Origin of the sequence: Acinetobacter sp. 40AMC3-4 (genome assembly GCF_049898185.1) — a bacterium.
Taxonomy (GTDB): Bacteria; Pseudomonadota; Gammaproteobacteria; order Pseudomonadales; family Moraxellaceae; genus Acinetobacter.
Genome location: NZ_JAFCXG010000008.1, coordinates 74988 through 94571, shown reverse-complemented (window position 1 = coordinate 94571; position 19584 = coordinate 74988). Strand labels below are relative to the sequence as shown.

17 protein-coding genes are annotated in these 19584 nt (G+C 43.7%); 8 read left to right on the top strand and 9 right to left on the bottom strand.

What is annotated here, in order from left to right; translation table 11 throughout:
* Positions 1-29 precede the first annotated feature (29 nt).
* Both ACP7BU_RS10835 and ACP7BU_RS10830 read right to left on the bottom strand, forming a co-directional pair.
* Positions 30-1316 carry an NAD(P)/FAD-dependent oxidoreductase gene (locus tag ACP7BU_RS10835; protein ID WP_004645547.1) on the bottom strand — a complete coding sequence of 429 codons (1287 nt, stop codon included), beginning with the start codon at positions 1314-1316 and terminating at the stop codon, positions 30-32.
* A gap of 241 nt (positions 1317-1557) precedes the next feature.
* A complete protein-coding gene (locus ACP7BU_RS10830; RefSeq protein WP_425879890.1) occupies positions 1558-2871 on the bottom strand; it encodes a D-alanyl-D-alanine carboxypeptidase PBP6B in 1314 nt (437 codons plus the stop codon).
* Positions 2872-3046: 175 nt separating this feature from the next.
* On the opposite strand from ACP7BU_RS10830, the gene ACP7BU_RS10825 reads away from it, so the two are divergent.
* Entirely contained in the window at positions 3047-4750 is a 1704-nt protein-coding gene (locus ACP7BU_RS10825) for a M61 family metallopeptidase (RefSeq protein WP_224217185.1), read from the top strand.
* Between the two features lie 383 nt (positions 4751-5133).
* Here ACP7BU_RS10825 and uraH read toward each other — a convergent pair whose 3' ends face one another.
* Positions 5134-5532, bottom strand: a complete 399-nt coding sequence (gene uraH, locus ACP7BU_RS10820) for a hydroxyisourate hydrolase (RefSeq protein ID WP_064096644.1) — start codon at positions 5530-5532, stop codon at positions 5134-5136.
* A 70-nt stretch (positions 5533-5602) separates the two neighbouring features.
* Positions 5603-6100, bottom strand: coding sequence for a GlcG/HbpS family heme-binding protein (locus ACP7BU_RS10815; RefSeq protein ID WP_416682093.1), 498 nt, complete (start codon positions 6098-6100; stop codon positions 5603-5605).
* A 120-nt stretch (positions 6101-6220) separates the two neighbouring features.
* Between ACP7BU_RS10815 and ACP7BU_RS10810 the strand changes: the two genes are divergently transcribed.
* A complete protein-coding gene (locus tag ACP7BU_RS10810) occupies positions 6221-6892 on the top strand; it encodes a heavy metal response regulator transcription factor (RefSeq protein WP_425879891.1) in 672 nt (223 codons plus the stop codon).
* Complete coding sequence (locus tag ACP7BU_RS10805) at positions 6889-8262, top strand: heavy metal sensor histidine kinase (RefSeq protein WP_425879892.1); 1374 nt, start codon at positions 6889-6891, stop codon at positions 8260-8262. The genes ACP7BU_RS10810 and ACP7BU_RS10805 overlap by 4 nt, the downstream gene beginning before the upstream one ends.
* Positions 8263-8270: 8 nt before the next feature.
* On the opposite strand, the gene ACP7BU_RS10800 is transcribed toward ACP7BU_RS10805, so the two are convergent.
* Positions 8271-9059 carry an rRNA large subunit pseudouridine synthase E gene (locus tag ACP7BU_RS10800; protein ID WP_004645540.1) on the bottom strand — a complete coding sequence of 263 codons (789 nt, stop codon included), beginning with the start codon at positions 9057-9059 and terminating at the stop codon, positions 8271-8273.
* 194 nt (positions 9060-9253) lie between these two features.
* On the opposite strand from ACP7BU_RS10800, the gene icd reads away from it, so the two are divergent.
* The 3 genes from icd (at position 9254) to ACP7BU_RS10785 (ending at position 11642) form a co-directional block, all read left to right on the top strand.
* A complete protein-coding gene (icd, locus tag ACP7BU_RS10795) occupies positions 9254-10510 on the top strand; it encodes an NADP-dependent isocitrate dehydrogenase (RefSeq protein WP_005106517.1) in 1257 nt (418 codons plus the stop codon).
* A 299-nt stretch (positions 10511-10809) separates the two neighbouring features.
* Positions 10810-10941, top strand: a complete 132-nt coding sequence (locus tag ACP7BU_RS10790) for a hypothetical protein (protein ID WP_004645538.1) — start codon at positions 10810-10812, stop codon at positions 10939-10941.
* A 143-nt stretch (positions 10942-11084) separates the two neighbouring features.
* Entirely contained in the window at positions 11085-11642 is a 558-nt protein-coding gene (locus ACP7BU_RS10785; protein WP_310078098.1) for a M23 family metallopeptidase, read from the top strand.
* Here the strand turns inward: ACP7BU_RS10785 and ACP7BU_RS10780 are convergent.
* Both ACP7BU_RS10780 and ACP7BU_RS10775 read right to left on the bottom strand, forming a co-directional pair.
* A complete protein-coding gene (locus tag ACP7BU_RS10780) occupies positions 11621-12832 on the bottom strand; it encodes a YbfB/YjiJ family MFS transporter (RefSeq protein ID WP_425879893.1) in 1212 nt (403 codons plus the stop codon). The genes ACP7BU_RS10785 and ACP7BU_RS10780 overlap by 22 nt on opposite strands.
* Before the next feature lie 213 nt (positions 12833-13045).
* Positions 13046-14476, bottom strand: a complete 1431-nt coding sequence (locus ACP7BU_RS10775; protein ID WP_243474610.1) for a pyridoxal phosphate-dependent aminotransferase — start codon at positions 14474-14476, stop codon at positions 13046-13048.
* Between the two features lie 228 nt (positions 14477-14704).
* Between ACP7BU_RS10775 and msrB the strand changes: the two genes are divergently transcribed.
* A complete protein-coding gene (msrB, locus tag ACP7BU_RS10770; RefSeq protein WP_004645533.1) occupies positions 14705-15124 on the top strand; it encodes a peptide-methionine (R)-S-oxide reductase MsrB in 420 nt (139 codons plus the stop codon).
* A complete protein-coding gene (locus tag ACP7BU_RS10765; protein WP_004278946.1) occupies positions 15121-15597 on the top strand; it encodes a glutathione peroxidase in 477 nt (158 codons plus the stop codon). The genes msrB and ACP7BU_RS10765 overlap by 4 nt, the downstream gene beginning before the upstream one ends.
* 101 nt (positions 15598-15698) lie before the next feature.
* Here ACP7BU_RS10765 and dapC read toward each other — a convergent pair whose 3' ends face one another.
* Positions 15699-16868 carry a succinyldiaminopimelate transaminase gene (gene dapC, locus ACP7BU_RS10760; protein ID WP_425879894.1) on the bottom strand — a complete coding sequence of 390 codons (1170 nt, stop codon included), beginning with the start codon at positions 16866-16868 and terminating at the stop codon, positions 15699-15701.
* Positions 16869-16885: 17 nt separating this feature from the next.
* Entirely contained in the window at positions 16886-19558 is a 2673-nt protein-coding gene (gene glnD / locus ACP7BU_RS10755) for a [protein-PII] uridylyltransferase (RefSeq protein WP_004731539.1), read from the bottom strand.
* Between the last annotated feature and the right edge of the window lie 26 nt (positions 19559-19584).

The window sequence follows — 19584 nt, the reverse complement described above, 5'->3', positions numbered from 1 at the left end:
TTTCATTGATTGGGCCAAATTCTGGAATTTCAATGCAATTTCAGCTTTGGAGAAATTTTTCGTGTAACAAAATCTTTTGCGGTGAGAATGCCAGCATGCGCATAACCATGAATGGTCGCCTGATGAATTCGATATAAAGAAACATACATCGATTTGGCAACAAAGCCTTGCACATTGACCTGACCGAGCAACTCGCCGACGGCTTTATTCTGGCTTAAGGAAATCAGTGAACCTTTGTCAGAAAATTTAAACATCGGTAAATAACTTTCTTCATTGACACGTGCTTTCAAGGCATTGGCCAGGAAATTGGCCTGTTGGCTAGCCACTTGTGCGCGTGGACCCAAGACCGGTTCATCTGCAGCAGGCTGGCAGTGAGCACAATCACCAAAAGCAAAAATGTCTGGATCAGATTTGGTTTGCAGGGTGGAGAAGACTTTCAAGCGGTGAATATTGTCCTTTTCCATATCTTGCAGTTGTGCCAAGACTTCAGGTGCTTTGATACCTGCGGCCCAGACTTTAATCTCGGCATCCAGACTTGAGCCATCTGCAAAATAAATTTTGTCTTCATCTACCTTGGCCACACGATGACTGGTAAGGACTTCAATACCGAATTTTTCCAGCTGTTGCATGGTATGTTCAGCAACTTTCGGCGAGAGCGCAGTCAAAATACGATCCGCCGCTTCAATTAAGGTAATTTTGACTTTATTTGGATCGACCTTGTTTAAGCCATATTTAAAGAAATTGTGTTTGGCCTCCACCAACTCGGCAGCCAATTCTACTCCAGTCGCACCGGCGCCAATAATCGCGATATTCAGTTCACGGCTCGAAGCTTCATGTTGAGCATTCAAATAGAGATGCAACAGATCCTGCTGAAAGATATCAGCTTGTGGACGGCTGTCGAGAAAATGACAGAACTGTTTGACGCCTTCGGTATTAAAGTCATTCGAGGTAGAACCCAAGGCCAGTACCAGGGTGTCATAGTCGATGCGCTGGTTCTTCTTGGCTTGGGCTTTTTTGGAGAAATATTCTGTTTCTACCACAATCTGTTTCGCTTCACGATCCAGACCGGTAAATGTCCCCAAGACAAATTCATAATGATGTGCGGCTGAATGGGCAAAATAATTAGTTTCTTCTTCATGTGGATTTAAGGTGCCTGCGGCAACTTCATGCAGCAGCGGTTTCCAGATATGCGTCAGTTTTTGATCGACTAAAACAATCTGCGCTTTGCCGCTTTTACCCAAGCTCTCACCCAGCTGAGTTGCCAGTTCCAGACCACCGGCACCACCACCCACAATCACGATTTTATGTGCTGTCATATATGATTAACCTGTTTATTTTTTTAATAAAAATAAGAGAAATAGAGAGAAAATATACTATGGCATGGGCCAGATCGCGTCTTGGTTAAAATTGTTATACACATTACAAAACGTAGCAATTCTGTGAGGGCAGGTAAGTTTCCCTGTCTTGGGGAGTGATGCAGGGAGAAAAGAAAATCTGCCAGAAGATCAGCGAGTAGATCTTCTAGCTTAAAGAAAAGTAACTTGAGATGTAGGGCTATTATCTATCTAAAGGATAAAGCTTTACGCTTGGCGTATTGTCTGAAAACAAACCGAATAAGCCTTGTAGCCAAGTAAAGAATTTCTGAAACAGGTTGGCTTCTTCAATTTCGACATGATCTTCAATTTGAATGGTGCGAATCAACTGATTATTCTGATAAACCTGAATAGTCGCCAAAGGCATCATGGTCGCCAAAGGTGCAATGAGTTCAGATGCTTTCACTTCAACATTGATATGAGTTTGCGTTTCCTGTAAAGGCTCGATACTTTTTAAAACGCCATCACCTGTATTCAGCATGACACGCTGTTGGGTTTGATCAAACTGGTTCAGGTCAATACTGTAGCCCTGATCATATAAAGAAGTGGTAATGATCTGCGGTTGCTTGGTTTGCACCTTAAACATTTTTAAGGTGGATTTGATCACAGGCAATTCAGCCAGTAGCTGTTGATCTTTGATCGCTACTTCATTGCGGGTATAGGTATAAGCGAGATTCATCAGCTTATGTGATACATCAGCGCGTTTTGCGGCACTTTTAGTACCCAGCACCACCACAATCAGACGGCGATTTGGCATTTCAAAATCTGCTGTGACACGATTGGCCGTCAGCGCCAGATTGTAGCCTGCCGCACGGGTAAAACCGGTTTTTAAGCCATCTACGGTTGGATCGACCTGAAGCACACGGTTGGTCGCACGATGAAAATGCTGATTGTAGGTAAAGCTTGGCTGCTTAGAATAATACAGATAATCTGGAGTTTCATTCACCACCGCCATAGACAGTCTGGCCAAATCGGCGGCAGTCGAATAATGCTCAGGCATGGTAATGCCGGCCGGATTCTGGAAATTGGTATGCTGCATGCCCAGCGCTTTGGCTTCCTGATTCATACGTTCAACAAACTGCGGAATACCACCCGAAATTTTCTCAGCCAGCGTGACTGCGGCATCATTAGCAGACATGATAATTAAGCCCGCCAGAAGCTGATCGACTGAAATCTGATCACCTTCTTTCAGGTACATTTGTGACTCATCCCACATCACGGTTTTTACCACAGAGGTCGCGGTTAAAACTTCATTTTTATTTAATTTCCCGGCCTCAATTTCCTTTAAGGCAATATAAGCCACCATCATTTTGGTCAGCGAAGCCGGAGCGCGTTGCACATCGGCATTATGCTCTGCAATGACTTGACCAGACTGTGAATCCAGAATGGTCCAGGCTTCAGCTTCAACGCTTTCAGGCACAATATTGAGTAGGGCAGCATGTGAAAATGCAGAAATAAATAAACTGAAAACCGCAATCAGTGAGATGATGTATTTCAATGGTGTTCCTTGATAACCCGGCGGGTGTTGAACGATTTAATTTTCACGCATGCTATGCCTTTTTTATACAGATAGCTAGTCGTAAATGTAGACAAATAAGACAGCTAAACCATACTGGCTTAAAAAATGCTAAGCTAAGCTATATCTCATTTATTTTAATTTTATATCGTTCATTATGTTGCATTATCAAATTGAATTTGACGATTATCGTCAGCATCTTATTCACGTGACTGTTCGTTTTCTTGCGGACCCGACTCAAGTCTTGTCATTACCGACCTGGATTCCGGGAAGCTATCTGATTAGAGAGTTTTCCAAGCACATTGAAGCGGTCAAAGCCTATGATGAAGATGGGCGCCAGTTACAGATCCAGAAATTTGAAAAGAACAAATGGCGTTTATTCAATACCGATCATGAGCTGATTACGGTGGAATATGATGTGTATGCCTATGACCTGTCCGTTCGTGGTGCATACGTGGATCAAAATCGTCTCTACGTGAACCCGGCTTGTGCATGTCTGGGGCTAGAAGGTCAGGAAAATAAAGAAATTGAACTGGAAATCTTCCTGCCAGATGAATTAAAGCATTTTCAGCTGGCAACCGGCATGCAAGCCAAAAGTCTGGTCAAAGGCCGTTTCACGCTCAAAGCCAAAAATTATGCGGAACTGATTGATGCGCCATTTGAGCTGGCAGAACAAACCCGTTTCAGTTTTGAAGCAAATGGGATTCCACATGAATTTGTGGTGTCCGGTAAACACGCGATGAATGCGGCGCGTATGCAGCGGGACATTGAAAAAATCTGTGCTACAGAAATTTCAATGTTTGGTTCGGCGCCGTTTACAGACTATACCTTTATGACCATGGCAACCGGCAATAGCTATGGCGGTCTGGAGCATCCAAATTCTACCAGCCTGATTTCACCACGTGATGACTTGCCGAAAGCCAATGAGCCAGAAGAGCCATCTAAAGATTATCAGCGTTTCTTGGGCTTATGTAGCCATGAATATTTCCATTCATGGTTGGTGAAATTCATTCGCCCTGAAAACTTCGTCAATTATGATTTAAACAGAGAAGGCTATACTTCTTTGTTGTGGATCTTTGAAGGTTTCACCTCGTATTATGACGATTTGATCTTGCTACGCAGCGGCGTGATTAATCAGGAATCATATATTACTTTGTTAAAAGCACAGATTGACCGCTATTTGCAAAATCCGGGACGTGTGATTCAGTCAGTGTCTGAATCCAGTTTTGATGCCTGGGTGAAATTCTATCGTCAGGATGAAAACTCGAATAATGCGGGTACCAGCTATTACAACAAAGGTTGTTTAGTTGCACTGTGCCTGGATTTGGGTCTGCGTTTACGTGGTTCAAGTCTGGATGCTTTGATGCGCCGTTTGTATGGAAATGCCCAGAAAGGCGTTCAGGTGCATGAACGGACGATCTTTGAATTGTGTAAAGAATTGACAGGAGATGATTGGTCAGAACAGATTAATCACTTGATCAATACCACAGATGAATTGCCGCTCGATCAGCTATTCCCTGAGTTTGGTATGGCTTATAGCCTGAAAAATGACAAGTCTTTGCCATTCGGTTTAAAACTGGTAGATAAGCCGGAAGGTGTTCTAGTTCAATCTGCGCGTCGTGATGGGGTTGCTGTACTCGCTGGCCTTTCTGCCAATGATGTCATTATTGCAATTGATGGCTTAAAAGCAACGACCAAACTCATTGAAAGCTATGCAAAACAGCAAGGTACTTTTACAGTGTATGCATTCCGTCGTGATGAGCTGATGAGTTTTGAAGTTCAAGCCGCGGGTTCTGAACTGACCGAAGTTGAACTGAAAGTTGAAGATCAGGCCAAAGCTGAAAAGTGGCTTAAAGCTTAATTCAATTTCAAACTTTAAAACCGATGCTTAGGCATCGGTTTTTTTATTGACTAAATATCAACATGATATTTATTTAATGAGCAGTCAGGAAATTCCATTGAATTTAGCTTGCGATTTAATGATGCTGATTCCTCATTTGAATATCATAAAATGCTAGTACGACCATTATTGGCTTTGCGTTCTGCTATAGCAGTCAATGTATCGCAAAGACCTCTTGGTCCTGATTAAACATCTGGTTAGCTTGCTGATCCAATGTAAAGCTCCTTTTTTGAATACATTTTATTTTTTAGATCACTAAATATGAATCGTAAATGGCATTTCAATAAAAGAATAACAAGAAAAAAAAGGAAGGCCCAAAGAGGGTGGGCCTTAAGTGGGAGAGCTTAGTTGCCGCGATAGGTTGAATAACCATAGGGGCTTAATAGCAGCGGGATATGATAGTGATTGACTGAGCCATCTACTTCAAAAATCACCGGTACTTCCGGGAAAAAGCTGTTTTGCTTTTGGGTTTTAAACCAGTCACCAGTTTTAAAAGTCACTTTGTAGGTTCCTTTATCAAAGGTTTTATTCTCTGGGTACAGTGCTGTGATACGACCCTGAGGATTGGTCCTTGCTTGTGAAAGCTGTACCCATTTGCCATTTTTCTGTGTTTCCAGCGTCACTTCTACATTCGGAGAAGGTAGGCCATTTTCCAGATTCAGCACGTGTACACTCAGCGGGTTCTGGGCAAAAGAAAGAGTTGCTGCAGTAGTGGCAAGAGTCGCGATTAAGATTTTTTTCATGTTATGTTCCTCGTTGGAATGACGGAATAATGTTTAATCAAAGGAATAAAAAATTACTAATTAAAAGAAATCAAAGCTGCTTTAAGGTGGTTTGAATGCCGCTATTGGCACATTGATGATCCTGTACTGAACCGCCCGCACCTGCGACGCCTACAGCGCCTACAATCTGGTTTTGGTAAATGACAGGGACGCCACCACCCAGTAATAGCAATTCAGGCAAGCTATTCAGATTCTGTGCATCCGGATTTTTCTGGGCATTGCGCATAAAATCCAGTGTGCTGGTTTTAGTTGAATACGCGGTGAAAGCTTTCCGTTCCGCTGCAATCAGGTTGTGAATGCCGACAGATTCATGGCGCTGGCTGGCCAGCAGGTTGCCACCCTGATCCAGAATAATGACTGCCGCCGGCTTGGCCTGTTTCTGGCAAGCAAGCATGACGTTGCTGGCCATGAGCTTTGCTACTTCTAGCGACATGACTGGCGCCGTTTTAAATTCTGCATGTGCCAGTGAGCTGAATAGTAATACGCTGCTGAGCATGGTCAGGGTTGTGTTGGCAATTGAAATTTTCATGGTTATCTTTCATGCAATTGGCTACTGGGACTATCTTAGAAAAAAATCCGCCAGTACAGCATGACAATCAGATTACCAATTTGTAATCTAGAACTAGCTAAAAACAGCTAAACTACTGACATGCATATTTTAATTGTAGAAGATGAAGTCAAGATTGCTGAATATCTGGCAAAAGGACTGAATGAGTCAGGTTATAGTACGGCCATCGCAGAAAATGGTGTGCGTGCATTATCGTGTTTGCAGCAACAGTCTTTTGATCTGGTGCTGCTTGATGTGATGCTGCCGGACCTGGATGGCTGGCAGGTATTACAAACCCTGCGAACTTTTAGCCAGATTCCGGTATTAATGCTTACCGCCCGCGATCATGTGCTAGATCGGGTTAAAGGACTGGAGCTTGGTGCCGATGATTATCTGACCAAGCCTTTTTCCTATATTGAATTACTGGCCCGAATTAAAAGTCTGTTGCGCCGTGTGCCGCGTCTGGAGCAGGAGGCCTATCAGATTTCAGATCTGGTATTGAACCGCTTAAAGCATGAGGTTTACCGTAACGGACAAAAGATCGACTTGAGCCAGAAAGAATTTGCCCTGTTGCAATTGTTAATGGAACATCAGGGACAGGTGATGACCCGGAGCCAGATTGCGTCCATGGTCTGGAATATCAATTTTAATACTGATACTAATGTGGTCGATGTGGCTATTCGCAGGCTGCGTAGCAAAATTGATGATCATTACACGCCAAAACTGATCCATACCGTACGTGGTATGGGTTATAAGCTAGATGAATGTCCATGAAAAACCCTGTGTTATTGCCGTTGGCAACACGTTTAAGTATTGCATTTGCACTGGTGTCTTGCGTGGTGTTTCTGAGTGTGGCGTTGCTGTCTTATCAAAATATGCAACAGATGATTCAGACCCAGCAGGATCAGGCGCTGGCTGCGCGTATTTCCCGGATTGAGATTTTTCTTGAAGATGCCCAGAGTTTCAAGCTTTTGGTCCAGCATCCCAAATTATATGAAAATATGCTAGGACAGGAAGATAATTTATTGCTGCTGCAGCATCAGAATAGTCGTCTGATCGAGATCAATCCTTTACAGGTTCATATTCCGGCATTGCATTATTCCTCCAAATTACAGTTTCAGAATAATCAGGCTGAACATCCTTCAACACGTCTGGCTTTTAAACAGGTGCAGTTTGATGGTCGCAATTACCAGCTGGTAGCGGGTAAACAGTTGGCAGAAGGACAAAGGGCACTGGCAACCTATTTATCAAAGCTGGTGCTCTATAGTCTGCTTGGTATATTGCTCTCGACCTTTATGGCCTGGCTGGCTGGACGCTATATTCTCAAGTCAATGCGTCAGCTGATGCTGGCGACAGCACAGGTTAATATTCAGCAGCCCAATCAGCACATTCATGTGCAGAGTAATACGCTTGAGGTGCAAGAGCTGAGTCAGGCCATGAACGATATGCTCGGTAATATTCAGTCTGCATATCAGCAGTTGGCACGTTTTTCTGAGGATATTTCGCACGAACTTCGCACGCCATTAAACAATCTAATCGGGCAGACACAGATTCTGTTATCGCGGCCGCGCGAGCCTGCTGAACTGGAAAATCTGCTCTATTCCAACCTGGAAGAATATGAACGCCTAAGCCAGATGATTGAAAGCATGCTGTTTATCGCGCGGGTAGAGCATGGTGGATTTACGGTTGAAAAACAGAATTTCAATCTGAATGAGATGCTGCAAGAATTACTCGAGTACTTCAGTTTTCTGGCTGAAGAAAAGCAGATGCATTTAAAAATTAATGTTCCATCAGATTTAAGTCTGACTGCCAGCACCGCATTATTACAGCGCGCAGTTGCCAATCTGATCAGCAATGCCATTACTTATGGTCAGCCGGGGAGTGAGATTAGTGTGTCGGCACAGCGACTGAACCATAGCATTAAAATATCGGTGCTGACGCCAGAGGTATGGATTGCAGATGAGCATCATCCGCATTTATTTGACCGGTTTTATCAGATAGATGACAGCCGACATGAAAAAGCCCAGACGGGTGGTCTGGGCCTTGCCATTGTGCAGTCGATTATGCAGCTCCATCAGGGGGGAGCAACTGTAGAAAATACGCCGTCTGGCGTGGTATTTAGCCTGTCACTACCTGATGAATAGGCTGAGCTTTAACCACGACCCCGGCCACGACCACGTGGTGCCTTGGTATTTGGACGAGTAGTACCATTGGTGCGACGTTTCGGCTTTTCGCTTTCGTCCATTTGCCAGATGCGTTTGGTGCCAGACTTTTTCACGGAACCATCTTTGTTCTTACGAACCATTGGCTTACCGCCAGTACCACCCGGCTTTTTCACATAAGAGCGTGAACGGTATGGTTCTTCCGCAGGAACATTCTGGAAGTCTGGATATAATAATGGTTCAATTTCTCTAGTCTCGCCCGGTTGCAATCCCATACGAACCAAATCAATCTCACCAATTTTGGTACGGATCAAACGCAGTGTAGGGAAGCCGACAGCAGATGTCATACGACGAACCTGACGGTTACGACCTTCACAGATCGAAATCTCAACCCAAGACGTTGGAACAGAGGCACGGAAACGTACAGGAGGATTACGCTCCCATAACCATTCAGGTTCAGATACTTTTTCAGCACGTGCAGGAAGCGTCATGCCATCTTTCAGTTCAACGCCTTTACGAAGCTGTTCTAGTGCTTCTTCGGTCACATCACCTTCAACTTGCACCATATAAGTTTTAAACTTTTTATTGGCAGGATTGGTGATATATTGGTTGAGACCACCGTGATCGGTGAGGAAAACCAGACCTTCTGAGTCCATGTCCAAACGGCCAGCAAGACGTAAATCTTTGTCGTTGACAAAATCAGCCATGGTTGGGTGCTTTTCATCCGCACGGAATTGGGAGAGGACGTCATAAGGTTTGTTTAGAATGACGATTTTCATAGGAAATAACTTCTATAATTACATTAATTTAAAAAATGTAGAGGTTTATTTAAAAGGGAAATTTAGTTATTTCCCGTATAAATCTCAAAAACAACAAATCTGGATTAGAATATTATGCGTTAAGAACAGTTGAAAGTATTGCCTAATTGGCAATTATTTTAGATTTGTCAGCGGCATCCGGGAGAATACTAATAATGGGATATCAAAAAATCGTAGTACCTGTGGATGGTACCAAAATTACCGTTAATGCAGACCTGTCACTCAACGTACCAAATAATCCAATTATCCCATTTATCGAAGGGGATGGAATTGGTGCAGATATTACACCAACAATGCGAACTGTGGTAGATGCTGCTGTGCAAAAAGCATACGCTGGAAAGCGTTCCATCGAATGGATGGAAGTCTACTGCGGTGAAAAAGCTGAGAAAATTTACGGCACCTACATGCCTGAAGAAACCTTGGAAGCGCTGCGTGATTATGTAATATCAATCAAAGGTCCACTGACCACACCAGTTGGTGGCGGTATTCGTTCCCTGAATGTAGCCTTACGTCAGGAACTGGATTTATATGTCTGTGTACGTCCGGTACGCTGGTTTGAAGGGGTGCCTTCACCGGTGCATAATCCGGAACTAACCGATATGGTGATCTTCCGTGAGAATTCAGAAGATATTTATGCCGGTATTGAATGGAAAGCAGATTCTCAGGAAGCGAAAAAGGTTATCAAGTTTTTGAAAGAAGAAATGGGTGTAACCAACATCCGCTTTGAAGACAATTGTGGGATCGGGATCAAACCTGTCTCCAAAGAAGGTAGCCAGCGTCTGGTGCGTAAAGCGATTCAGTTCGCCATTGAAAATGACAAGCCGAGTGTGACCTTGGTGCACAAAGGCAATATCATGAAATACACCGAAGGAGCATTTAAAGAGTGGGGCTATGAGGTCGCATTGGAACGTTTCGGCGGTGAGCTTTTAGATGGTGGTCCGTGGGTTAAAATCAAAAATCCAAGAACAGGCAAAGACATTATTATTAAAGATGTTATTGCAGATGCCTTCTTGCAGCAAATCCTGATGCGCCCGGCGGATTATTCTGTGATTGCGACACTCAACTTAAATGGTGACTATATTTCTGATGCGCTGGCTGCGGAGGTTGGTGGGATTGGAATTGCACCGGGTGCCAATATTGGCGGTTCGATTGCAGTCTATGAAGCAACCCACGGCACAGCGCCTAAATATGCCGGGCAGGATAAAGTGAATCCAGGTTCGATTATTCTGTCAGCAGAAATGATGCTGCGTGATATGGGATGGACAGAAGCTGCCGACCTGATCATCAAGGGGATTTCGGGTGCGATTGCGGCAAAAACGGTGACCTATGATTTCGAGCGTTTGATGCCAGGTGCGACCTTGCTACGTTGTTCTGAGTTTGGTGAAGCGATCATTGCTAATATGGATGCCTAAAATTGCGATGCAATTTATGAGCTAAAGCCCGCAATTACTGCGGGCTTTTTTATAGTTTTATTTTCAGGAAAAGTCTGAACAGATAAAAGCTAAACGTTAAAATAAGTATCAGGCTGCAAGATCATGTAAGAAGTGTAATGAGCCTAGAAATGATTCGTTCTAAGCTGAACGACTTACTAAAGCTTGTATTACATTGACGTATTTGGATACAGCTCAGCGATTGGCTTATTTTGTATAAACGTTACAGTGATGAATGGAACTTCCAGTGATATAGAGACGTTTCTCCAAAGGAGTAAATCATGGCTAAAGCTAAAGCGAGACATAAGCAGGTCCAACAAAAAGATAAGCAGGACAATGCTCAGAATGAAGAGCAGCAACAGCAACAACAGCAACAACCATCGAAACCATCTCGTGCTAAAAAACGTAGATAATCTCCTATCCACCTGAAATAACAAAACCCTCATTTGAGGGTTTTGTTATTTGGAGGCTAATATAAAATCATCACTAAAAATAACAGGATTGTGACTTTAAATTAGGCCGTGATGATTAAGATAAAAGTCATCTATTTAATTTGATGCGAATATTGGTGAAATTTCTTCGGATTATAAGCTTACTGTTATCTATAGGTTTTTTACTAACTGCCTGTCAGCCACCGCCTTCAGGTGAAGCAGCCGGTTGGAAAAGCCCTTATCTATATTGGCAATTACAGAGAACCAAGTTAGAAGCTCCGCTACAGATTCCGGTTGAAGGCGTCAGAGTTGGCCAAATTAATGATACTTGGGGAGCAGCGCGTAGTGCAGGTCGTAAACACGAAGGGACGGATATTTTTGCCAAACGTGGTACGCCAGTATTTAGCGCGACCCAAGGGATTGTGCGTAGGATTGGCACCAATAATCTGGGTGGAAAAATTATCTGGGTGACTGGCCCCAATATGAGTCAGCATTATTATGCACATCTGGATGATTATGCAGCGGATATTCAGGAAGGCGACTGGGTTGAGGCAGGTGAAGTCATCGCTTATGTGGGTAATACGGGCAATGCTAAAAATACCCCACCGCATTTACATTATGGGATTTATCTGGGTGGGCAAGGAGCAACCAATCCTTATCCTTATTTAGTTCCTTCTCCATGAGCAGACACTGGCTGAGTTTGTTGTTCAGACTTGAGTCTGACAGGACGTGTGTACCAGAACAATTGCAATGTTCCTAATAAAAGAACCAATGTGGCCAGTATGAACTGTTGATGATAGCTCAATCCAAAATATTGCAGCGCACTAAAGCTGAGTCCACCGATCAGCTGAATCGAGGCGAAACACAAGGTGGCAATACTCCAGAGTTTTTTATAAGCCAGTCCATACAGTTGTAAAATGGTATAGGAGGTCAGGAAGACCACAGCCGGATTTAGCATACCCGTGAAAAAGGAAGAGCTAAAAGTGAGTAATGGATTGGTATCTAGAGTCGCAATAAAAATAGCCACAATATAAAGACTATAAAGAATTTTCAGGGCAGCAAAATTACCCCATTTTCTGGCCAGCACATAAGCACTAAAGGCACCCAAGGCACTGCCTATTCCATACAGAATCCAGTTGAAATTAATCCAGAACAAGCTCAATCCCAACTGCTGGCTTAAATAATCAATCCAGAAGAGTGAATGCGGTATATAGGCGAATGCACTACACGCGTAGACCGTCAATAAACTATAAAAGACGCTATTCAAAGAGAGAGGAGAGGTAACTGCAAGAGCTTGTGTGGACAAATACGGCTTAAATTTCTGAATTAGTAAACTTAAAACGATACAGATGAGCAGGGCAAAACCACATAAGATCAGCCAGGCCGTCTGTATGGAAATTTGATCCAAATAAGGCAGAAACAGGGTCGCAATTAAAACGCCTAGTCCAATCCCGCTAAAACCAATAAAGTTGATTTTGAGGCGATCCTGAAGTTCACAGCACTGTGCAACCACACTCGGCGATAAGATCATCATCAGTCCACCGCTGATCCCGGAAATAATCCGCCAAGCGATATACCATACTTCAGAAAAACCAGAAAATGCACAGCACATCAGGCTGAGCATACCGGCAAAGGCTGAAATTTGAATATAGGTACTCATGCTGCGGTCTTGAGGCAGACGCATGGCCGTAAATGCACCGATTAAATAACCCAGCAAATTGGCACTGCCCAAGAGACTGGCAAAATCTGTACTCCAGCCAAAGGCTTCGCGTGTGCCAGGTAACAGTGCGGTATAAGAAAAGCGAAGAATGCCAATGCCCAAGCATATACTAAGACAAAGAAACAGGCTGAGCTTGATTGTGTTTGAGGACATCCGTGTACTCATGGAATTTTATGTTTGGTCAAAAAATAACATGAATCTTCATAATAAAGGGAAAAATTGCCTGAAAAGAAACCATTGAGTGCAGAAATTTGCTCAAAGAAACCGGTAAGATTTTTAAGATTTCATCAGTCAAAAGCCTGAATTTTTTCATAGAAATAAAAAACCGCGTCTCAGCGCGGTTTTTTATATTGTCTATTTCAAGAATTAACGTATCTTGGCCAAGAAACGGCCAACACGGGTAATGGCTTCACGCAGTTCATTTTCAGCCGGCAGGAATACTACACGGAAATGATCCGGTGTTGGCCAGTTAAAGCCTGTCCCTTGAACCAGAAGTACTTTTTCGGCACGTAACAAATCCAGCATTAGTTTTTCATCATCCTGGATTGGATACACATTCGGATCCAGTTTCGGGAAGCAGTACATCGCACCTTCAGGTTTGACACAAGACACACCTGGAATCTCGTTCAGCATTTCCCAGGCAATGTTGCGCTGTTCATATAAACGCCCGCCCGGACGAATCAGGTCGTTAATTGACTGATAACCGCCCAGTGCGGTCTGAATCGCATATTGTGCCTGATGGTTGGCACACAGACGCATCGACGCTAGCATATCCAGACCTTCGATATAGTCTGCTGCACGTGCTTTATCGCCGGTAATGGCCATCCAGCCGGAACGGAAACCAGCAATACGATAGGCTTTAGATAAACCGTTAAACGAGACACAGAGCTGATCGCCAGCCAGAGCTGCTACAGCAACATGCTCGATTCCATCGTAAATAATTTTGTCGTAGATTTCATCAGCAAATAAAATCAGGTCATATTTCTTGGCCAAGTCGACAATTTGTTGCAACACATGACGTGGGTAAACCGAACCGGTCGGGTTATTCGGGTTAATAATCACAATACCACGGGTATTTGGCGTGATTTTGCTTTCCATGTCAGTAATATCTGGATACCAGTGATTTTCTTCATCACATTTATAGTGAATCGCTGTACCGCCAGACAGATTCACTGCTGCCGTCCAGAGTGGATAATCCGGCATTGGAATCAGCATTTCATCGCCATCATCCAGCAGACCTTGCATGGCCATAACAATCAGTTCAGACACACCATTGCCGATATAGACGTCATTGACGTGCATATCCAGGATGCCTTTTTGCTGATAATACTGACAGATCGCCTTACGCGCCGGGAAAATCCCTTTGGAATCTGTATAACCAATCGCATTCGGTAGGTTTAAAGCCACATCGTTGATAATTTCTTGTGGTGCTTCAAAACCGAATGGGGCAGGGTTACCAATATTTAATTTAATAATTTTGTGACCGGCTTCTTCCATCTCGATGGCCGCTCGTAACACAGGTCCGCGAATGTCGTAGCAAACATGATCAAGCTTGGATGATTTCTTGATTTCGCGAGGGGATTGGAAAGTGTTCGGCATTTTGATGTTCTCGGATGGAGTGGAGGTCACTTTTGCATAACGATATAAATAACTTTTAAATGTCTCAGTTGTGACTAGATCGAGATCATGTTCATCTCGAAGTAGTGCAACAATTTTTTCATGCGTAAATCCAAGCTGCTGATATTGTTTGATCACAGGCAGCAGATTTTTAAAAATTACGCTCTTTTTTTGCGACATTTTTTAATCCTGAGCAAATTTAGAGCTAAGAATACCATTAAATTTGCTCACTAAAAAACATTTAATGTAAAAATTGCTTACTTTTATTTTTATATTTGCTTTCTTTTTGCTTTTTTGGGCATTATATGTCTTTTGTAAAATGTTGAATAAAGACTAGAATTTTTAAAATGAATCACGTAAATATAGGATTATCCTATTTTAAATAGCAAGATAAAAAGGTATGTGATCATGGGAAAACTCAATAAATCAGACCGGGAATGGCAAAGAGAGTTATCACCTGAGGAGTTTCGCATTACGCGCGAGAAGGGAACCGAGCCGGCATTTACTGGAAAATACTGGAATACCAAGCAAGATGGCACTTATGTATGTCGTTGCTGCGGCACGCCACTGTTCTCTTCTGAGACCAAGTATGACAGCGGCTGTGGCTGGCCAAGTTTCTACCGTCCTGTCAGCAGTTCGGTGGTAGAAGAATTACCTGATACTTCACACGGAATGGTCAGAACTGAGATTGTTTGTCATCATTGTGACGCACATTTAGGGCATGTTTTCCCGGATGGCCCAGAACCGACCGGTTTGCGTTATTGTGTCAACTCGGCTTCTTTGGACTTAGAAACACAAGAAAAAAATGATGAGGAAACCTATCCATGACTAACATTTATCAGTTCGAAGCTGAATTGTTAGATGGCAAAAGCAAGCCACTTGCAGATTATGAAGGCAAGGTGCTTTTGATCGTCAATACAGCGAGTAAGTGTGGTTTTACCCCACAGTTTTCAGGATTAGAAAAACTTTACGAAAAATATAAAGATCAAGGTCTGGAAATTTTGGGATTTCCATGTAACCAGTTTGGCGGCCAGGATCCGGGTTCCAATGAACAGATTGGTGAATTTTGCCAGAAGAATTACGGGGTATCTTTCCCGATGTTTTCCAAGGTGGATGTCAAAGGCCCTGAGGCACATGCTATTTTTCGCTATTTAACCAATAATTCCAAAGGTATTTTAGGTAATGGAATTAAATGGAATTTTACCAAGTTTCTGATTGGCCGTGATGGCAAGGTATTGAACCGTTTTGCTCCGACCACCAAGCCTGAAGATCTTGAAGATGAAATTGCAAAAGTGTTGTAAGACTCTGTGTTGTTTTCTCAGTATGAGATGAAGATAGAACTCATCTGATTTCAATTAAAAAACCCACTGATCTACAGTGGGTTTTTTAGTCATGATAAAATTTAGAGAATGGCTTTCAGACGTTGAATGACTTCTTCACATTGCGCCAGATCGGCAACAAGGGCTAAACGTACATGATTTTCACCCGGATTACCCTGTTCAGTATCGCGGGATAAATAACGACCCGGAAGAACTTTAATATGTGCTTCCTCCATCAGGCGCTTGGCAAAGGCTTCATCATTATCGACTTTTAGCCAGTAGTAGAAACCTGCATCCGGTTTTTTCAGTGGCAATAAATGTCCGAGTTCCTGTTGAAATAAATCAAACTTGGCACGGTATTGCACCCGGTTTTCTTCCACATGCGCTTCATCATCCCAGGCAGCAATAGACGCCAGTTGATGTTGCACCGGCATCGCTGCGCCGTGGTAAGTACGGTATTGCAAGTAAGGTTTTAACAGGTTGGCATCACCGGCAACAAAACCTGAACGCATACCCGGAAGGTTAGAACGTTTAGACAGTGAATGGAACACCACACAGTTTTTATAGTCATCCCGGCCGATTTCAGCACAAACTTCCAGTAAACCTACAGGTGCCTGATCAAACCACAGTTCCGAATAGCATTCGTCTGAAGCAATCACAAAGTTGTATTGATCCGACAAGGCAATCAGTTTTTTAAACTGCTCTTTTGATAATACTGCACCGGTTGGATTGCCCGGGGTACAGACAAATAGCAGTGCAGTTTTTTCCCAGACTTCTGCCGGAACAGCATCAAAATCACCGAGGTAATTATTTTCCTCAGTACAGTTGATGAAATAAGGTTTTGCCCCTGCAAGCAGTGTTGCACCTTCGTAAATCTGGTAAAACGGATTCGGCATCACCACATAAGGTGCATCTTCACGATTCACCAAAGCCTGTACAAACGAGAAAATCGCTTCACGCGTACCAGAAACAGGCAGGATATTGCTGTCTGCACTGATGCTATTTAGCTGAAAACGGCGCGTCAGCCATTGGGCAATACTTTCACGTAGCTCCGGCAAGCCTTTACTGTTTGGATACGTCGACAAATGTTTGAAGTTATCGATAATTGCTTGTTTCACAAACTCTGGTGCAGGATGCTTTGGTTCACCAATCGATAGGGGAATTAAGGGCATATTTGCAGGCTGGATATCCGCAAAAAGCTTATTTAACTTTTCAAACGGGTAAGGATGCAGTAGAGACAAGCTAGAGTTCATGAATAAGTAACCGCGTTTTAATGTGAGTGTTGACTACAAACCTGATGAGAGGCTTCATCCAGCGCAGTTTTAAGTGCAGCTGCAAATTCGGCAGATTCTCCAGGTGTCATAGGGTTGCCATCCTTTTTGGTGACAAAGAATATATCTTCGGCACGTTCGCCCAGTGTGGCAATTTTGGCAGAGTGGATATCCAGCCCTTGCATCATAAATAAACCACCGATTTTGGCAAGTAAACCGGGATGATCGAGAGTGGCAATTTCGACCATATTCTGATTCAAGGCAGGATTGACACTGATATCGACTGTATTTTCAATATCAAAATGACGTAATTGACGCGGAATCCGGCGCTGCATCAAGCCCGGATATTCATCTGAATGACTCAAGGCATCTTTCAGAGCCTCAATCACTGTGGCCTCGCGTTCCGGATCGGTCAATAAGGTACCAAAACGGTCGAGTACTACATAGGTATCCAGACTGAAGGCTTTAGTCGCTGTAATAATCCGTGCGTCTTGTACATCCAGATTCATACGATCCAGAATAGCTACCGTGGTGGCAAACAGGTTGGGTTGATCCTGCGTATAAATAAAGATCTGTACCGCATCTTGAGCATATTTACGGTGTGCCCGCATCAGCACCAGTGGGGCAGGATTGTCGCCGTGCTGTAAAATGGCACGGGTATGCCAGGCGATTTCATCTGCTGTTTCTTTGAGGAAATAGTCATCACCAAGTTCCTGCCAGACTTTTTCTACTTCATCCAGTGAGAAGTCCTGAACCAGAAGTTCACTGGCTGCAAATTTGGTATCTTCAATCAGCATCTGATAATCAACCGGACGGCCCAGACCGGAACGGATCACGTCACGTGCTTGAGTATATAGTTGACGCATTAACGAGGCGCGCCAGGTATTCCAGAGCTTCGGATTGGTGGCATTAATATCGGCTACCGTCAGAGTGTATAAATAATCAAGATGCTCCATATCACCCATTTTTTCTGCGAATTCTTTGACCACATCCGGATCGGAAATATCTTTTTTCTGGGCGGTGACAGACATTACCAGATGATTCTGGATCAGCCAGGCCACCAGGTTGCTTTCACGTTCGGTAAAACCGTGACTACGGCAGAATTTAATCGCATCGCTGGCACCAAGTTCACTGTGATCACCGCCACGGCCTTTGGCAATATCATGGAAAATTGCCGCCAGATAAACGATGTCACGACGGGTCAAACGCTGGAACACTGAACTGACTACCGGAAATTCTTTGGCAAATTCAGGTTCTTTAAAGCGGTTTAAATTACGTAGCAGCAATAAGGTATGTGCATCGACCGTATAAATATGGAACAGGTCATATTGCATCAGTCCCAGAATTTGTCCAAATGCAGGAATATAGTTTCCAAGCACACCATAACGCTTCATGGCAACCATGGTGTCATAGAGTCGATGCGGTGAACGGATAATCGCCATAAACAGTGCCTGATGCACCGGATTATCACGGAAATCCTGATCAATACGTTTTCCAGCCAAGGTCAGCAGGCGTAAGGTACGCGCACGAATGCCTTCGATTTCAGGACGATTGGCCAGCAGATAGAAAATTTCCAGAATTGCGCTTGGATTTTCCGAGAAAATCTTGTGATGTTGCACAGCCAGTTTGCCATCGACCAGTTTAAAGTTCTGGTTGATTTCTTCGATCTGGCGTTCATATTGCGGTAAACGTGGCGTAATGACCGATTCATTAAAATAAGCCAGCAGCATTTCGTTCAGTGTAGACACTTGCTGCGCACTGCGATAATAGCGCTTCATGAACTGTTCAATTGGATAGTTCGGATGATGCGCTTCTTCACGCACATAGCCGAATTTGGCAGCAATATCGCGCTGATAATCGAACAATAAGCGGTTTTCATCGCGCTTGGTCAGGCGGTGCAGGTGATGACGGATTTCCCAGAGGAAACTCTCTGCTTCCTCGAGCACACCGAGTTCAAATTCTGAAATAAAACCGAGGTGCACCAGATCGTAAATGCGATTGACGCGGAAATGCCGTTTGGCAATCCATCCAATCTGGTTGATGTCACGAATACCGCCCGGCGCATTTTTAATATCCGGTTCCAGATTGCTTTCGGTATTGTTGTGCTGAGCATAGCGTTTATGCTGCTCATCCATCTTGGCATCAAAAAAGGTTTTGTCGGTCCAGGTACGTGACACGATGCGACGTGGCCATTTGCACAGGTTTTCATTGCCAATAATCAGGCGGGCTTCGATCAGGGTGGTGGCGACGGTCAGATCACTGCTGGCCTGATTGACACATTCATTGATGGTGCGGACACTGATACCGGGTTTGAAATTCCCCACGTCCCAAAGCGATGAAATGAATGTAGAAATCAGTTGTTCCTGTTCCGGGTTAATCTCGTCTTCTGACAAGATCATGATGTCGACATCAGAATAAGGCAGCATTTCACGACGGCCATAGCCTCCGACTGCAAACAGGGCCAAATCAGTTTGATCCAGTTCGGCATGCTGCCAGAGAAACTGCAATGCTTCATCAATCAGGTTGGAACGCGCCAGAATAATATCCCGAATCGACTGCCCATTTTCAAAACTTTCCTGAAGCTGATTTTCGACATCACTGCGCCATTGATTGATGGCTTTAATGTCATGGTTGCTTTTAGCGTAATTCAGCAGTGGATGGGTGTTGATCATGTACAGTCGTCCGTTGGTATTTCAGC

What these genes read in the sequence shown, in the direction of transcription:
- ACP7BU_RS10835 (WP_004645547.1), bottom strand. Translation starts at nt 1,316, where the DNA reads ATGACAGCACATAAAATCGTGATTGTGGGTGGTGGTGCCGGTGGTCTG.
- ACP7BU_RS10825 (WP_224217185.1), top strand. Translation starts at nt 3,047, where the DNA reads ATGTTGCATTATCAAATTGAATTTGACGATTATCGTCAGCATCTTATT.
- uraH (WP_064096644.1), bottom strand. Translation starts at nt 5,532, where the DNA reads ATGAAAAAAATCTTAATCGCGACTCTTGCCACTACTGCAGCAACTCTT.
- ACP7BU_RS10815 (WP_416682093.1), bottom strand. Translation starts at nt 6,100, where the DNA reads ATGAAAATTTCAATTGCCAACACAACCCTGACCATGCTCAGCAGCGTA.
- ACP7BU_RS10810 (WP_425879891.1), top strand. Translation starts at nt 6,221, where the DNA reads ATGCATATTTTAATTGTAGAAGATGAAGTCAAGATTGCTGAATATCTG.
- ACP7BU_RS10805 (WP_425879892.1), top strand. Translation starts at nt 6,889, where the DNA reads ATGAAAAACCCTGTGTTATTGCCGTTGGCAACACGTTTAAGTATTGCA.
- ACP7BU_RS10800 (WP_004645540.1), bottom strand. Translation starts at nt 9,059, where the DNA reads ATGAAAATCGTCATTCTAAACAAACCTTATGACGTCCTCTCCCAATTC.
- icd (WP_005106517.1), top strand. Translation starts at nt 9,254, where the DNA reads ATGGGATATCAAAAAATCGTAGTACCTGTGGATGGTACCAAAATTACC.
- ACP7BU_RS10790 (WP_004645538.1), top strand. Translation starts at nt 10,810, where the DNA reads ATGGCTAAAGCTAAAGCGAGACATAAGCAGGTCCAACAAAAAGATAAG.
- ACP7BU_RS10785 (WP_310078098.1), top strand. Translation starts at nt 11,085, where the DNA reads ATGCGAATATTGGTGAAATTTCTTCGGATTATAAGCTTACTGTTATCT.
- ACP7BU_RS10780 (WP_425879893.1), bottom strand. Translation starts at nt 12,832, where the DNA reads ATGTCCTCAAACACAATCAAGCTCAGCCTGTTTCTTTGTCTTAGTATA.
- ACP7BU_RS10775 (WP_243474610.1), bottom strand. Translation starts at nt 14,476, where the DNA reads ATGTCGCAAAAAAAGAGCGTAATTTTTAAAAATCTGCTGCCTGTGATC.
- msrB (WP_004645533.1), top strand. Translation starts at nt 14,705, where the DNA reads ATGGGAAAACTCAATAAATCAGACCGGGAATGGCAAAGAGAGTTATCA.
- ACP7BU_RS10765 (WP_004278946.1), top strand. Translation starts at nt 15,121, where the DNA reads ATGACTAACATTTATCAGTTCGAAGCTGAATTGTTAGATGGCAAAAGC.
- dapC (WP_425879894.1), bottom strand. Translation starts at nt 16,868, where the DNA reads ATGAACTCTAGCTTGTCTCTACTGCATCCTTACCCGTTTGAAAAGTTA.
- glnD (WP_004731539.1), bottom strand. Translation starts at nt 19,558, where the DNA reads ATGATCAACACCCATCCACTGCTGAATTACGCTAAAAGCAACCATGAC.